This window comes from Blautia sp. KLE_1732_HM_1032 (genome assembly GCF_025147905.1).
GTDB classification, from domain to species: Bacteria; Bacillota; Clostridia; order Lachnospirales; family Lachnospiraceae; genus Blautia_A; species Blautia_A fusiformis.
The window spans coordinates 834,292-849,931 of the sequence record NZ_CP102266.1 but is presented as its reverse complement, the minus strand read 5'-3'; the positions used below and the strand labels follow the sequence as shown (position 1 = coordinate 849,931).

The window sequence follows — 15,640 nt, the reverse complement described above, 5'->3', positions numbered from 1 at the left end:
GCACGTCAATGATCACTCCTTATTTTTGCCCAATTAAGGAAGTTTCTTGATCCTATGACTGCTGGCTGATCTTTATTTATTCAGATATTGATATACTCTTGAAGAAATCGAACGAATTCCGTACAGTAAATGATCTTCGGAAGCGCCTTCTGAAAATATACATAATACATAATTTGTTTTCTTTCCATAGACGATTGCCATATCATGCTGAACTGAGCTTGTCTCACCAGTTTTGTTCGCGCATACTATACCTGTCGGAAGACCTGATGGAATTTTGTATCGTTTCGTCTGATGCAGTAAAAGATTTAGCATTTCTCTGGAATACTGTTGAGAAACACACTGACCTCGATAGATTTTTTCTAAGAGTATCCCACAATCTTTTGCAGATGCCGTGTTACGCCAGCCATCACTGCTCCAGGCAGAAGAAGACGGATGCAGGGAACTGTGACAACCGGTATTTTTGTAACCGTTCTTTCGAAGATATTGGTTCACTACAGCCGTTCCTCCTACAAAGCTTCCGCCTCCCTGACGCCTTACCAGTTCATTATAACATTCATTATCACTGACGGTGATCATATCCCACAGCAAGCTGTACACACCGGAGCTGTATTGCATTTTTCCCTGACGGATCTGATCATAGACCGACGCCATCACAAATGCCTTGATCGTACTTGCCGGATACATTTCCCGATCATTTATGTTTACAACATTTCCTGTTTTCAGATCTTTTATATAAACAGACCAGTTTCCACCGTAGGCAGAAACAAAACTCTCCAATTCCGATTTAAATGCACTTAAAGCATACTCTGATCTTGTACTTTTTCTTCCCTGCCAGTCCACATACTGACCATCCGGTGTTTTCATATTTTTCGCAATGGTTCCGTTCGATTTCAGGTAATAACCATCTTTCCACCGGTTCACCAGCATTTTTCCATTTTGGTCTACATAATATTGCTGGCCCTCACAGGTTACCCACCCTGCCTTCTGTACCATTCTCCCATTATCATTGCCAAAATAATAGATTCCGTTAAACTTTTTTCCCTGAACTGTTTTGTTCACTTTATGAAAAGACGGACGCATGCAGATTCTTCCGGTTCCATAGAAATAATAATAACCACTTTTAAAATTACGCCCACCGAATCTTCTCTGTCTTATATAGCGTACTGTTCCACGATCAGCCAGTTTTCCGTACGCTTCCACATAATAAATGCCTGCGATAATTTTTTTGCCCCGTACCTTCTGTTCAGCTACGTTTACAAAGCCACGCTCTCCCTTTGAAATTCTTCCATTGGAGTCTGTGATGTGGTATTTATCAAAGCGGACACCAGAAACTGTCTTTTTATCAAAATAATACACGGATTGTTTTCTCAAAAGTTTTCCGTTTTTATCAAACATATAAAATCCTGTTTTTAAAAACTCTGTCTTTGGAATTGACAAATAACGTAATCCGGTAAGTTTTCGCTTCTTAGAATCTTTCAAATACCAGTTCCCGCCAGATTTCTGAAGATAATTTCCACTGTTATCCCAAAATCGTACCGTTCTTTCAGCAGCCTCGACCTTTATCTCTGTACTTCTGATACCAATAATTCCTCCAAAAACCACTATTAATATCAACCAATATATACAAACTGTTTTTTTTGCTTTCATACTTTAACAAGACCTGCCACAGACAATGACAGGTCTTTCTCCTTTATCTTTATTATCCTATTTTCATGCAGATGTTCTGGATCAGGCGGTTGTAGCCGGTTACCTTTTTCAGCCATTCCAGCGCTATGGACACTGCCAGTGAAGCCAGCAGAAGCGTCAGTGTATTGGTCAGAAAATATCCACTCACATACACAAAAGAAGATTTTCTTATAAATGTATGTATCAGAAATATATTCATGGAATGTTTTCCGAGGAACAATAAAATCTGTCGCACTCCCGGAATGACATTAATAAATTCGCAGCAAAATGCCATAAATACAATTGGATACACACCCCAGTGGATCTCACTGTATACCGTCAGCGGCAAAGTTCTGTACGCTTTATACAAAATAAACACCGCAAGAAGCTCCAGAAGAAATTTGAAAACATGCTTCATTCCAGCATTCCATATCTTAAACCATCGGTTAAACAGATCATACTTGGCTACACACATTCCCATGAGAAATACCGGTAAAAATGCATAAATACCCGTAATTCCCATAACCTCCAGGGAAATTATCCGTGGAAATGCTGCAACAGCCACAAGAATAAATACCAGATATTCTTCCTTTATCATAAACAGTGGCACGCAGATGATAAAAATGATCGCCGCACTCATATACCACCAGGTTCCGTTCAGAGTCGAAGTTCCGAAAAGTTTCGCCAGACCAAAAAAATCCAGCACCATTGCGCTAACACCTTTGGCAATATTTCCGTTTCCGAAATATCTGGCCACGGCATAGCCGTTATAAAGCTGTGAGCTCACAACAGAAAGCCCCCATATAATCCAGAACCCTCCCATTGTTTTTATCAGTCTTTTGGCTGTCCACTTGCCAGGTGTAGAATTATTTTTTCTGTAACTGAGATACAGTCCGTATCCGGAAATAAATGCATAGATCGGTACACAGATCTTAAATGTTCTGCACAGATACATGATCCGATCTGCTGAAAACGGAGTGAAAACAACATTCAGCCCCTCAAATCTGTCTTGACTCAGATACATATGATGGAACAGCATTATAACAATGGCAATGCCCTTCATCGCCTGAGAATTATATTTATCAAACTTTATTGCCTGCTTTCCTTCCAAAATCCAACCTCCATATTACCGATTCTCGATGATCCTCTCATAAACTCGTTTGGAACAGTTACGGTCATTAAATGCAAAGGTCTCATCCATTCGTTTCCGATATTCCTCTTTCATCTGACAGCTGTCTGCCATATATTCGATGATCCGGTCCACAGTTCCGTCCAGTGTATGCTCCACCTCTCCGAAGCCATCTCTCTCATAGTCAAAGTATCCCTCTGTGTAGGAATGCGCGCCACTGAAAAAGCTGTCTCTGTCAAACTGGGAGTATACGATGGGTTTTCTCAAATATGCAAAATCAAAGGCAACCGAAGAATAGTCCGTGATCATCAGATCTGTCTGGGCAAAAATGTCCTTGTAGGAATAAGACGAATCCATAAATTTTACCCGTGGATCATGACGGAACATATGCAGACCGTCAATGGTATTTGGGTGAGGCATGAAGCAGATGGTATATCCGTACTTCTCTGCCGCTCCCAGAAGTCTTTCGTTGTTGAGAAGATCATCATAAAAATGGAAATATTCGCTTTCCTGAAATTCTTTTCCAAGCTGCCATACCCCTCTGGCATCGGTTCCTGAGGAAAGGCTTTTGCGCCAGGTAGGCATCACCGTCACATACTTACGCTCATCATGAACCAGACGGTCATAACGCGGCATTCCCGTAAGCCAGATATTTTTTTCCGGATAAAAATAGTCATAGGTAAAGGCAGAATCATATTCCGGCTTTGTGCTGACGATAAATCCGAAAAGATTACGGTTGTATTTGTTCAGCCACTTGGACTGGTTATCTTTGGTCACACCATGCTGTAAAAATACCAGCTTTTTGTCATAGATGATATCGCGGTACAGATACTCCAGCTTTCCAAAAGGATTGATCACCGGTTTGTTAGCCTGGGAGGACAGTGAAAATTCATTCAGCAGGAACAGAAGCTTATGCTTCCAGGAGAAAGGCTCCACAACCTTTCCAAGCTTCTTCATTTCCACATAATCCTGTGTATCCTTGTTGACTACAAAGTACGGCTCCACCGTAGGGTCCGGATTGGCGCAGAGATAGCGGAACATCACTTCGCCGTTATCATCTCCGCGTGTTGTACGATCGGAGATCAGCCAGATCTGCTTTTTCTGCTTCGCCTTCTGCATCTCGTAGAGCTTACGCACGAGAACTGCCTTTTTTCCGGCCTTTCCCTGAGAAAATATTGCTTTGGTGCGTTTTTTCTTCAGCTGTTTCTCCCTGCTCTGACTGTATGGCTCTACCGTTACTTCATACTGATGGCCCAGAACCTTTGCATCTTCCTGATCCTCTCCACGGATCATCCGGACTTTTTCGTTAAGATACAGAAGCTTATCCTCTATATGCAGAAAAAGCGGCAGCTTCTTTGTAAATGGCACATATTTTCCGTAGGAAATATTGTACATTTTGTTTATATGTCCATCTGTGCCTGTGCCCCAGCTGATAAACTCCCGGATCTCGGAAAGCGGAATGTCCACGATATACAGCTTCTCAACGGCACTTTCTTCTCTGCACCAGCCGGTTCTTTCCAGAGTATATTTCCATCTGGCTTCATAGGTGTTGCCACCAGTCATCATATATGCACGGTTTGTCCTGCTCACAGGCTCCACAATGGAAAATTCACAGTGCAGCTGGTCTTTTTCCGGCTGGAATATCTTGACACGGAGATTGTCATATATGGGATTCAGGATCGTGTCTGCCTGATCCGGAAATTTTTTGCATATATCCGGATAATATTTCCGGAGAAGATATACTTTGTTTGCCCTGCTGATATGCTGATTGGACATCACGATCTCCGGAAACTCCATCTGCTTCAGGAAGCTTTCGATGCCTTCCTCATATCTGCACTTTTTCTCTTCATCAAGCTTCTCGTTATCAAATATGATATCAGCTATTTTTGCGCTGTAATACAACAGCACATAATCTGCATTTTTTTCATGAACAGGATTTTCTTTTATTCTGCAGTCTGCGATCTTTCGGAAAAATTCCTGATAAAATACCTCCAGCTGGTCCGGATCCTGCAGCATGTTCTTCCAGTCCTCCACCATAAGATGGTCCGCAAGGATCTGCACATAGATATCTTCCCCTGAAGCCACTCCCAGACTCCGGCAGCTTACAACGGACTGATATACCATGGTCATCACATCCAGATACCAGATCTCCGGACGGATCTCGGATACCCATTTCACCTGATCTGCGGCAAATGTGTAAGCGGTATACAGCTGATGCAGAAGATATACATTGTTATCCAGCGTTGTTTTTTCGGTGAAACGGTTACAGTAATTATTATGCTCCCGCACATGGATATTTCCTTTTCCACGGATCTTTGTTAGGACAACATCTCTGTTTTCTTCCTCAAAGCAGCGTCTGATCTCTGCACTGGATTTTGGGGAAAAACGGATTCCGGCTTTTGCAAAAACAACATAGCTTCCGGCTATCTTATCCTTCAGCTCCGCCACAAGATCCCCGCATTCCAGTCCGTCAATATATAAAAGATCCCGGTCATCCAGCATCTCCCGGAAACGAGGATCCTCCGGATTGAACTCTCCGTAGATCTTATCCAGCTCTTCGTCCTTGAGCTCTTTCTCCTTTTCTCCGGCTTCCTCCAGCTCCCGCATGTCCCGTTCATCAGGAATATCCATATCTCCTGCAATGCATACTGCAAGGATCTGTACCGTTCCTTCCGGTGTGACCTCACGTACATTTTTAAAGGTTCTGTAAAGCTTTGCAGTATCTTTTGCAAAAACAACTACTGAAAATTCATACTCCCTGTTCATATTGCTCCTTTTGTATCCTTACATTAAAATTTTTTCTCTTTCAGCCTTCTTTTCAGTTTGTCCGGTATTTGAGCATTGGCTATATATTCATAAATTCGTTTGCTGTTGTCATTGTCCCTGTAGGGAAGAAGCTCATCTCTTCTTCCTGAAAATTCCGGTTTTTCACGGAATCCGTTCCTCGCATATTCTCCGATAAGTTCTACCAGCTGGTTCTGATCCCATGCCAGATCTCCGAAAACATCTTTTTTGTAGTCCATATAGCTTCCCTGGACTTTATCATAGGTTTCCAGATCAAAGGGATAAAATACCACCGGTTTTTCCTGATAGTAGACATCCCAGGAAACAGAAGAATAATCGGTGATCAGCATATGACAGCTCATCAGAAGCTGATTCAGCGGCATAGTCCCAAATGGGATCAGACGGATATGCCTGTCTTCCACCTGAAAGCTCCGGATATGTTCCCTGAATTTCGGATGGATATAAAAATTCAGCGTGATATTTTCCTTTTCCAGAAGAGTCTTAAGCCTCTCATCCTGCAGAAATGCTTTATAACGCTGATAGTATTCACTTTTTTTGAACTGATCCTCGCTGATATCCTCCAGCCAGCTTCTCCATGTAGGCATCAGCAGGATCTCTTTATGAGCCGGATCCGACTTGTCCTCCAGCACATCCCATCTGGCCAGTCCGGTGATAATGATCTCTTCATTATCGTATCCGAAATAATCATGGATGATCTTCTGTTCATAACCCGAAGACACCACAAACAGTGCCATCTGATTGCCTCCGCCTTTATGAAAGGTCCTGTGGCATTGCTTGAAGCCCATCACTCCATGCTGGAGAAATACGATGTTCTTCCGTGCCTGATACAGAACCTTGTAGATGCTGTTGGGCGAATCCCAGATATAAAAATGCCGGATCGCATCGGTAGATATCAGATACCGTGCAGCGCTGAGATAAATCATGTACTTAAATGACATGAACTGGATCACATTGGCATCATACTCTTTTACAGCCTGATAATCCGGACATTTTTTATCTATTACATAAAAAATCCGACTTCTGTCCTTCTCCGGTGCATGCTCCATACAGTACCGGAAAAAATAGAGGCCGTTGTCCTGTGCCATTGTACAGTATTTCTCGCAGATCAGCCATAATTTCTTATGATCCCAGTAAGGTTTCAGGATAAAATAGCAGAATAATGCAAGAAATTCTTTTGCTATAAATGCATAGCTGTCATATTTCGGATCATATTTCCGGTATTGAATGGTAAACTGCCTTGCTCCGTTGACAAAGGGATAAACCATATGCCCATCCCCGGTTCTGGTCCATCTTGGAAAAAGGATCAGCTTAAGTTTAAGTTTTGAACTTAAGCCTCCCAGGATCGCATCCTCATAATTTCCTTTTCCTTCTTTATCCACAGATGCCACCACATCCCAGAATGCGGTTTCCATCGGATACTGATCTACATTGATCTGTGCATGATACACGATCGTATTTCCTTTTTTTGCTGTCTGCATTTCAAAAGGAAAGCTTGTATCCAACACTGCATTTCGCTGCTTCAGCTTCAGGGAACGAATCCTTCCTCTGGATCCTTCCAGCTCAAAACTGATCTTTATGGTTCCTTTTGTCAGCGAAAATTTCCTAGTTTTTACCTTGATCTCCGCCGGAGCTTCCATTAACTGCTGCAATTTTTCACCACCTGTTACATTTCTTTGATCGCTTTGTAATTTCTTTCACAGTTCTTTGTATCCCACAGATCAAAATATTTTCCGTGTCTTTCCAGATAGATCTCTTCATTGGCAAATCCCTGCTTATGCAGGCGGATCAGCCAGTCCGTTACTTCCTGTTCCGTTACACATACCGGACCGAAGCCATCTTTCCGGAAATCAAAATACCCGATCTGATGATGACTTTGCCGGAATTTTTCATTGTCAAACTGGTAGTAGACCAGTGGCTTTTTCATGTAGGCAAAGTCCATGGCCACACTGGAAAAATCAGTCACCAGCACTGCGGACTCTTTAAGGAGTGTCTGCACATCGTACTCAGGCCAGGACGCCACTGTGATCTTCGGATGATCCACATGAAAATATTTCAGGAACCGATGCATTTCCCTGTGCGGATAAAAGATGATCTGAAGATCGTTCTCCTCAATATAGCGGATCAGTCTCTCATCCTTGAGAAGTGCATCCCAGTACCGGTAATAATCGGTTTCCATGAATTTCTGTGCTTCCAGCTCGTGATCAGAGGCTGAGATCTCATTGCGGATATACATACGCCAGGTCGGCATGATCAGGATCTGGTTCTTTTTTACCTTCATATCATGAAGCTGGTCAAAACGACACAGTCCCAGCTCCTGCACATAGCCTTCCGGATATCCGTACCGGTCATTGACATATTTCCACTCATCATAGGTACTGGTAACAAAAAGGCTCATTTTTGTATGCGGATAGTACAGAAAACTAAGATCTGCCGTAATGATCCCATGCTGCAGGAACGCCCGCTTGTTCCGTAGGATTCCGTAAACCTCCAGCACATAGCAGATGGCTGCGTTTGGTTTTCCCATTTTCTGGGAGCTGATATTTTTTGATGCAGCCAGATAGTAGATCCAGTGGCGGAAGCTTCCATACTGGATCACAGGTCCCAGATTTTTTACCCGGGCATAATCCGGAGATTTTCTATTGATGGCGTACACTGCATCCTCACTGGTATTTTCTCTCAGATATTTGTACAGCCAGAATCCGTTATCCCGGCATTCATTCTCTGTATCACAGAGAAGCCAGAGATCCCTGCGAAAAAGTCTGTAGACCATCGCAATGGGAAATGCCAGGATAAACTTGATGATGTGAAGCAGATCCCCAGGTTTTACTCGTTTCAGTTTTTCAAGAAATGTCTGTTCCATGTTTCCCTCTGTTTACAGGATCCCGGTTTATTCCTCTGACCAGTCTCCGTTATCATCCCAGACAATCTCTCCGTCTCCGCTGTCATCTGTATCTGTACTGTTGTCAAGAGAATCGTCACCGCTTCCGCTGTTGCTGCTGTCATCTACATAGTCGCCGCTATCATCACTGCTGTCATAGTTTCCATCATCACTGCTGTTGTCGTAACTTCCGTCATCGCTGCCGTCATCGCTGTTGTCATAGCTTCCGTCATCACTGTTATCATAGCTTCCATCATCACTGTTGTCATAGCTTCCATCACTGTTGTCGGAAGAAGTATCCGTGATACCGGAAGAACTATCTGTCAGATCTGAAGCATCTGTGCTGTCTGCGGAATCACTGCTGTCCGCCTCACTGTTATCCGTTTCCACATTGCCAATAGTGCTCTTCTCACTCTTGTCACTGAGGCTTGTATAGGTCAGGTATGCTTCTCCGTTATCGATCATCAGTTTTGCCTTTTCCATATCGCTCAGCTGTACACTGTAGATCTCATAGGCATTTCCGTCTCCGTCTACGATCTTCATATCATAGATGGCATCTCTTGCAGAATCCGGGGTGTAATACATCTGCACCTGCTCCGCATCTTTGATGGTAGCTTCTGCAGGAACAAGACTTTTGCCCCATTCTTCCCCTCCTGCCGCGCGGAGATAGATCTCACGGATCTCTCCCTTCGTGCTGTTGGTAAGATAAACAAATTTTGCAGTACTGGTCTTTACACCGATCAGCTTCGGTGCAGGTGTAGATGTGGGAAGCGGTGTGGATGTAGCCGGTGCAGCCGTAGGTGCGGCTGTAGGAACCGGTGTTGGTGTCACCTCTGCTGTTTCCTTTGATGATTTTCCACAGCCGGCAATACCAAGCGCCGTCACTGCTGTCAGTACGATCAAAAGCTTCTTATATTTCATAATGATTACCTCCAGATTGCAGTTTTATGCTAAAAATGTTTTTCCAACGAAGTATCCGAGCACCAGGATACCAAGAATGATCCTGTACCAGCCGAATACTTTAAAATCGTGTTTCTTGATATATCCCATCAGGAATTTGATGGCAAGAACAGATACCACAAAGGATACCACAACACCTACGATCAGGATGATCAGCTCTGTGGAGCTGAAGGCAAAACCGAATTTAACCAGTTTCAGAAGACTTGCTCCGAACATAACCGGAATTGCCAGGAAAAAGGTAAATTCCGCTGCAACTGTACGGGATGTTCCTGCAAGGATTCCTCCGATAATGGTAGATCCGGAACGAGATGTTCCCGGAATCACGGAAAGCACCTGGAAGCAGCCGATGATCAGCGCTGTCTTAAAGGAAAGCTCATCCAGTCTGGTGCAGGTTGGTCTGCGGCGTTTGTTGTAGTTCTCGATAACGATAAAAAGCACACCATAAACGATCAGCATGATGGCAACGACCACATAGTTGTAAAATTTCTTTTCAATAATGTCATTAAAAGGAAGAGCGATGATGATCGTCGGCAGACATGCTACCAGGATCTTAAACCAGAGGATCCACTTATCCTTATCACAGTATTTTTCTACAAAAGTAAGGACAGTTCTGGGTACTGCCGGCTGTTTACGCAGTGCCATCTGTGTTTTCTTCGGGATTTTTCTTATGTAAAAAGGCCACAGCTTGTTCCAGTACAGTACAACAACTGCCAGGATCGCGCCAAGCTGGATCACCACCAGGAAAAATTCCATAAATGCCTCGGATACATTCAGCTTGATAAACTCATCCACAAGGATCATATGTCCGGTACTGCTGATCGGAAGCCACTCGGTGATTCCCTCCACAATACCGAGAAGGATAACCTTCAGTAATTCTATAAAAATCATGTTAACTCCTTTCTAAAAGCAAGATAAGGACAGGGCCGGTATGTGAACGACGGCCCCGTCCTTATCAGTATATTACATATTTGACAATTCGTAAACTTTTAATTTTTTATTTCACAGAATTTACAATTTATTATCGATTGTCGATGGTGGCGATATCTACCAGAGTCAGGTGGTTCAGGTCTGTATTCTCAAGACTTGTGACCAGAGCCTCTGCAGTATCAAGGCTTGTAAGCACATTGACACCTGTCTCGATGGCATTACGACGGATCACGAAACCATCTTTCTGATGCTCAACACCCTGTGGCGGTGTATCGATGACAACATCGATCTTGTGGCCAAGGATCAGGTCCATCAGGTTCGGAGACGGCTGCTCCAGTTTATTGGTGCGTGTTACCTTGATTCCGTTCTCAGTCAGGACATTTGCTGTACCTCTTGTTGCGAAGATACGGTATCCCTGAGCCTCGAAGCGTTTTGCGATCGGGATGATATCCTCTTTATCCTCATCCTTAACAGTGATGATCATCTGTTTGTGTTTCGGAAGACGGATTCCTGCCCCGATGAATGCTTTGTAAAGAGCCTCGTTGAAGGTCTTAGCAATACCAAGGCACTCACCTGTGGATTTCATCTCCGGTCCAAGGCTGATATCTGCGCCTCTGATCTTCTCGAAGGAGAATACCGGCATCTTGATTGCGAAGTACTCTGCTTCTTTCTGAAGTCCCGGTGTGTAACCAAGCTCTTTGATCTTATGTCCAAGGATAACTCTTGTTGCAAGCGGAACGATCGGGATTCCTGTTACCTTGCTGATGTACGGTACTGTACGGCTGGAACGCGGGTTAACCTCGATGACATATACATCCTCGCCTACAACGATGAACTGGATATTGATCATACCGATTACATGAAGTGCCTGTGCAAGACGACGTGTGTATTCGGCGATGGTATCTTTTGCTTTCTGGCTGATGGTCTGTGCCGGATATACAGAAATACTGTCTCCGGAGTGGATACCTGCACGCTCGATGTGCTCCATGATTCCAGGGATCAGGATGTCCTCACCGTCGCATACTGCATCGACCTCGATTTCTTTACCCATCAGGTACTTATCAACAAGGATCGGATGCTCCTGTGCGATCTGGTTGATGATTCCGATGTACTCTTCCACGTCCTCATCGCTGACAGCGATACGCATTCCCTGTCCTCCAAGTACATAGGACGGGCGGACAAGTACCGGATAACCCAGCTCATTGGCTGCTTTTTTCGCCTCTTCTGCTGTGAATACGGTATGTCCCTTCGGTCTCGGGATCTCACATTTCTCAAGGATGGCATCAAAGAGCTCTCTATCCTCTGCAGCATCTACGTTCTCAGCAGATGTTCCGAGGATCTTAACGCCCATCTTGATCAGTGCCTCTGTAAGCTTGATGGCTGTCTGTCCACCGAACTGAACAACAGCTCCGTCCGGTTTCTCGATATTTACAACATTCTCAACATCTTCCGGTGTCAGCGGCTCAAAATACAGCTTATCTGCAATATCGAAGTCTGTACTTACTGTCTCCGGGTTATTGTTGATGATGATCGTCTCATATCCTTCTTTCGCAAATGCCCATGTACAGTGTACAGAACAGAAGTCGAACTCGATACCCTGACCGATACGGATCGGGCCGGAACCAAGTACCAGGATCTTTTTCTTATCTTTTGTTTCTACAGCTTCATTCTCTGTCTGCTCATCGCCGTATACAGAATAGTAATATGGTGTCGCTGCCGCAAACTCTGCTGCACAGGTATCAACCATCTTGTATGCTGCACGGATGCCGTACTCTTTACGCAGGTCTTTGATCTCCGCTTCTGTCTTACCTGTCAGGTCTGCGATGATGTAGTCCGGGAACTCCAGACGTTTTGCTTCCAGAAGAAGGTCTTTGTCCAGCTTCTGAGTTTTCAGAGCCTGCTCCATCTCAACAAGGATAGCCAGCTTATCGATGAACCAGATGTCGATCTTTGTGATATCATGAAGCTTCTCCTGAGAAACATTTCGTCTCAGGGCTTCTGCGATCTTCCAGATACGGCGGTCATCCACAATGTTCAGCTCGTCCATCAGTTCTTCATCAGAAAGATGTGAGAAATCATAGGACATCAGACTGTCTACATGCTGCTCCAGGGAACGGATAGCCTTCATTAAAGCGCCCTCGAAGTTATGGCAGATACTCATAACCTCACCGGTAGCCTTCATCTGTGTAGTCAGTGTACGTTTTGCTGTGATGAATTTGTCAAATGGCAGACGCGGGATCTTAACAACACAGTAATCCAGCATCGGCTCGAAGCTTGCGTATGTTTTGCCTGTGATGGCGTTCGGGATCTCATCCAGTGTGTAACCCAGTGCGATCTTGGCTGCAACCTTGGCGATCGGATAACCGGTAGCCTTACTTGCAAGTGCGGAGGAACGGCTTACACGAGGGTTAACCTCGATAACGCAGTACTCAAAGCTCTCCGGATGAAGAGCGTACTGTACGTTACATCCACCTGTGATGCCAAGCTCTGTAATAATGTTAAGAGCAGATGTACGGAGCATCTGGTATTCTTTATCTCCTAAGGTCTGGGAAGGAGCAACTACGATGGAGTCACCGGTATGGACACCAACCGGGTCAATGTTCTCCATGTTGCAGACTGTGATGCAGTTTCCTGCGCTGTCTCGCATTACCTCGTACTCGATTTCTTTCCATCCGGCGATACATCTCTCTACAAGAACCTCGCCTACACGGGAAAGACGGAGACCATTCTCAAGGATTTCACGAAGCTCCGGCTCATTATGCGCGATACCACCGCCGCTTCCGCCAAGTGTATATGCAGGACGGAGAACAACCGGATAACCGATAGTCTGAGTAAACGCAACACCGTCTTCTACAGTTGTTACGACCTTGGATGCTGCAACCGGCTCGCCGATCTTTTCCATTGTATCCTTAAATTCCTGACGGTCCTCAGCTTTACGGATCGTTGCTGCTGTGGTACCGATGAGACGTACATTGTGCTCTTTCAGGAAGCCCTTTTCCTCAAGCTCCATGGCAAGGTTCAGACCTGCCTGTCCGCCCAGTGTAGGAAGTACACTGTCCGGTTTCTCTTTGAGGATCAGCTGCTCTACGACTTCAACAGTCAGAGGCTCGATGTAAACTCTGTCTGCGATGTCTTTATCTGTCATGATGGTAGCAGGATTGGAGTTTAAAAGTACAACCTCCATGCCCTCTTCCTTCAGGGAGCGGCATGCCTGGGTTCCTGCATAGTCAAACTCTGCTGCCTGGCCGATTATGATCGGGCCTGAGCCGATTACAAGTACTTTTTTTATGTCCTTATTCCTTGGCATTATTTCTCTCCTCCCATCATCTTCATGAATCTGTCAAAAAGGTAACTGGAATCCTGTGGTCCCGGGCATGCTTCCGGATGGAACTGTACAGTAAAGATGTTCTTTCCGTTATATGCCATACCCTCGTTTGTTCCGTCGTTGACGTTTACAAATGCAGGATGTGCGATATTTTTCTCCTCAAGTCCCTCTGCATCTACAACGTAGCCATGGTTCTGGGAGGAAATATATACTCTTCCTGTCTCAAGGTCTTTAACCGGATGATTTCCGCCTCTGTGACCGTATTTCATCTTATGGGTGTCTCCGCCTGTTGCAAGAGCCATAAGCTGATGTCCAAGACAGATGGCAAAGATCGGTACATCAGAGTCATAAAGTTTTTTGATCTCTTTAATAATAGAAGTACATTCCTTCGGATCTCCAGGTCCGTTGCTGAGCATGATGCCGTCCGGATTGTCTCCAAGGATCTCTTCTGCAGATGTCAGAGCCGGGTAAATAGTAACCTGGCATCCTCTCTCATTCAGTGAGCGTGCAATGTTTTTCTTGGCGCCCAGATCAAGAAGGGCAACCTTCGGTCCGTTCCCCTTAAGCACTTCCTTTTCGCGGCAGGAAACCTTCTCTACCACTTTTCCTGTTGTATATGCTTTTAATCTGGGGATGATTGTATCCAGGTCATAGTTCTCATCAACTGTGATCATTCCGTTCATGGTTCCCTTCTCACGAAGGATTTTAGTCAGTGCTCTGGTATCAATTCCTGCGATTCCCGGAATGTCGTTTTTGCTCAGAAAATGCTGAATGGTGTCTACGCTTCTGAAGTTGCTGGGAACTCGTGATAATTCGCGTACAATAAATCCGTCAATCCACGGCTTCCTTGATTCCTGGTCATCATAACAGATTCCGTAGTTTCCGATCAGCGGATATGTCATACACACCGCCTGTCCTGCGTAAGAAGGATCTGTCATTACTTCCAGATAACCGGTCATGGAAGTGTTAAAGACAATTTCACTGATGACTTCCCTTGCAGAACCAATGCTAGTTCCTGTAAATACATGGCCATCTTCCAATATCAGAAATGCTTTCATACAATCTCCCTTTCTTTGTTCTCTTATTTTATCCTAAATCTTCAAAATTGTATCACAGGAATCGTCATTTTTCAACACCATATGCAAAAAAAATGTATAAAACTAACTTAAAATATTTTTTTTGAATTTTTTTAATTTTTTTGAATTTTTCTATTGACATTATCCAATTCCTGAGTTATTATAAGTGAGCAGTCGACGAGCGGAGCAAACAAATCAAAGCAAGCCGGTTGAAAAAATGCAGGAATGGCGGAATTGGCAGACGCGCAGGCTTCAGGTGCCTGTGGTCGCAAGATCGTGTGGGTTCAAGTCCCATTTCCTGCATTCTTTTTTATTTTATCCAAAATCAAAAAAACAGAAGCGCCCAACACCGGCACTTCTGTTTTTTTATTTATTTTTCTTTTTCAGAAAAGATCTCGCTCCCGCCCCAGAGAAGCGCACCTGTAAATATGAAAAGATCCGAAATATTAAATACGACCTTCTTAAGCTTCGGATTTTCCACATTCAGGCTCATATAATCCGTGACGTATCCCTTTCTGCGACGTTCCGTATAATTATTCAGACCGCCGCCCAGGATCATGGAAAGCCCAAGCTTGGATATGCGTGTGCCTTTTTCTCCGGAAGTACGTATATACTCCCAGATCGCACCGCCCAGCACCATAGATGCAAGATCTCTCAGGAATTCTTTATCTTTGTTTTTTAATATTCCAAGCATCATCCCATGATTATGGCAATTTCTTACGATCAGTCTGCCTCCCAGGCACTTTTCCTTCAGATCTTTCTTTTCCGATGTGTTGATTTTTTTCTTTATATAATAGTCTGTACCAAAGATTCCCGCCGTCAGTAAATTCCACAACATTATTCCCCCTCCTTATTTCTGTGGTCTGCATAATATT

General features: G+C 44.2%; 10 protein-coding genes and 1 tRNA gene. 1 reads left to right on the top strand and 10 read right to left on the bottom strand.

The window, feature by feature from the left end; translation table 11 throughout:
• Nucleotides 1–72: 72 nt before the first annotated feature.
• The 9 genes from NQ489_RS04160 to NQ489_RS04120 form a co-directional block, all read right to left on the bottom strand.
• Nucleotides 73–1,395 carry a serine hydrolase gene (locus tag NQ489_RS04160; RefSeq protein WP_198013394.1) on the bottom strand — a complete coding sequence of 441 codons (1,323 nt, stop codon included), beginning with the start codon at nt 1,393–1,395 and terminating at the stop codon, nt 73–75.
• A gap of 304 nt (nt 1,396–1,699) precedes the next feature.
• On the bottom strand, nt 1,700–2,776 hold the full coding sequence (locus NQ489_RS04155) for an acyltransferase family protein (RefSeq protein WP_021651925.1): 1,077 nt from the start codon (nt 2,774–2,776) through the stop codon (nt 1,700–1,702).
• Between the two features lie 15 nt (nt 2,777–2,791).
• Nucleotides 2,792–5,560 (bottom strand): CDP-glycerol--poly(glycerophosphate) glycerophosphotransferase, encoded by a 2,769-nt coding sequence (locus NQ489_RS04150; protein ID WP_021651924.1) that lies wholly within the window; start codon nt 5,558–5,560, stop codon nt 2,792–2,794.
• 23 nt (nt 5,561–5,583) lie between these two features.
• The gene (locus tag NQ489_RS04145) at nt 5,584–7,248 is read right to left on the bottom strand and encodes a CDP-glycerol glycerophosphotransferase family protein (RefSeq protein ID WP_049947004.1); all 1,665 of its coding nucleotides are present in this window, start codon (nt 7,246–7,248) and stop codon (nt 5,584–5,586) included.
• Between the two features lie 14 nt (nt 7,249–7,262).
• A complete protein-coding gene (locus NQ489_RS04140) occupies nt 7,263–8,459 on the bottom strand; it encodes a CDP-glycerol--poly(glycerophosphate) glycerophosphotransferase (protein ID WP_021651922.1) in 1,197 nt (398 codons plus the stop codon).
• Nucleotides 8,460–8,486: 27 nt separating this feature from the next.
• Complete coding sequence (locus tag NQ489_RS04135; protein WP_021651921.1) at nt 8,487–9,398, bottom strand: hypothetical protein; 912 nt, start codon at nt 9,396–9,398, stop codon at nt 8,487–8,489.
• A gap of 24 nt (nt 9,399–9,422) precedes the next feature.
• The gene (locus NQ489_RS04130; RefSeq protein WP_021651920.1) at nt 9,423–10,325 is read right to left on the bottom strand and encodes an undecaprenyl-diphosphate phosphatase; all 903 of its coding nucleotides are present in this window, start codon (nt 10,323–10,325) and stop codon (nt 9,423–9,425) included.
• A gap of 130 nt (nt 10,326–10,455) precedes the next feature.
• Complete coding sequence (gene carB, locus NQ489_RS04125) at nt 10,456–13,671, bottom strand: carbamoyl-phosphate synthase large subunit (protein WP_021651919.1); 3,216 nt, start codon at nt 13,669–13,671, stop codon at nt 10,456–10,458.
• A complete protein-coding gene (locus tag NQ489_RS04120; protein WP_015527400.1) occupies nt 13,671–14,747 on the bottom strand; it encodes a carbamoyl phosphate synthase small subunit in 1,077 nt (358 codons plus the stop codon). Before NQ489_RS04120 ends, carB begins: the two co-directional genes overlap by 1 nt.
• Before the next feature lie 237 nt (nt 14,748–14,984).
• On the opposite strand from NQ489_RS04120, the gene NQ489_RS04115 reads away from it, so the two are divergent.
• Nucleotides 14,985–15,068 (top strand) — tRNA-Leu (locus NQ489_RS04115).
• A gap of 67 nt (nt 15,069–15,135) precedes the next feature.
• Here the strand turns inward: NQ489_RS04115 and NQ489_RS04110 are convergent.
• Nucleotides 15,136–15,603: a signal peptidase II gene (locus tag NQ489_RS04110; RefSeq protein WP_021651918.1), complete on the bottom strand. Its 468-nt coding sequence runs from the start codon at nt 15,601–15,603 to the stop codon at nt 15,136–15,138.
• Nucleotides 15,604–15,640: the final 37 nt, after the last annotated feature.

Bases quoted from the DNA above. Each gene is read 5' to 3' on its own strand.
- NQ489_RS04160 (WP_198013394.1), bottom strand. From the start codon at position 1,395: ATGTTTGATAAAAACGGAAAACTTTTGAGAAAACAATCCGTGTATTAT.
- NQ489_RS04110 (WP_021651918.1), bottom strand. From the start codon at position 15,603: ATGTTGTGGAATTTACTGACGGCGGGAATCTTTGGTACAGACTATTAT.
- NQ489_RS04135 (WP_021651921.1), bottom strand. From the start codon at position 9,398: ATGAAATATAAGAAGCTTTTGATCGTACTGACAGCAGTGACGGCGCTT.
- NQ489_RS04130 (WP_021651920.1), bottom strand. From the start codon at position 10,325: ATGATTTTTATAGAATTACTGAAGGTTATCCTTCTCGGTATTGTGGAG.
- NQ489_RS04140 (WP_021651922.1), bottom strand. From the start codon at position 8,459: ATGGAACAGACATTTCTTGAAAAACTGAAACGAGTAAAACCTGGGGAT.
- NQ489_RS04150 (WP_021651924.1), bottom strand. From the start codon at position 5,560: ATGAACAGGGAGTATGAATTTTCAGTAGTTGTTTTTGCAAAAGATACT.
- carB (WP_021651919.1), bottom strand. From the start codon at position 13,671: ATGCCAAGGAATAAGGACATAAAAAAAGTACTTGTAATCGGCTCAGGC.
- NQ489_RS04120 (WP_015527400.1), bottom strand. From the start codon at position 14,747: ATGAAAGCATTTCTGATATTGGAAGATGGCCATGTATTTACAGGAACT.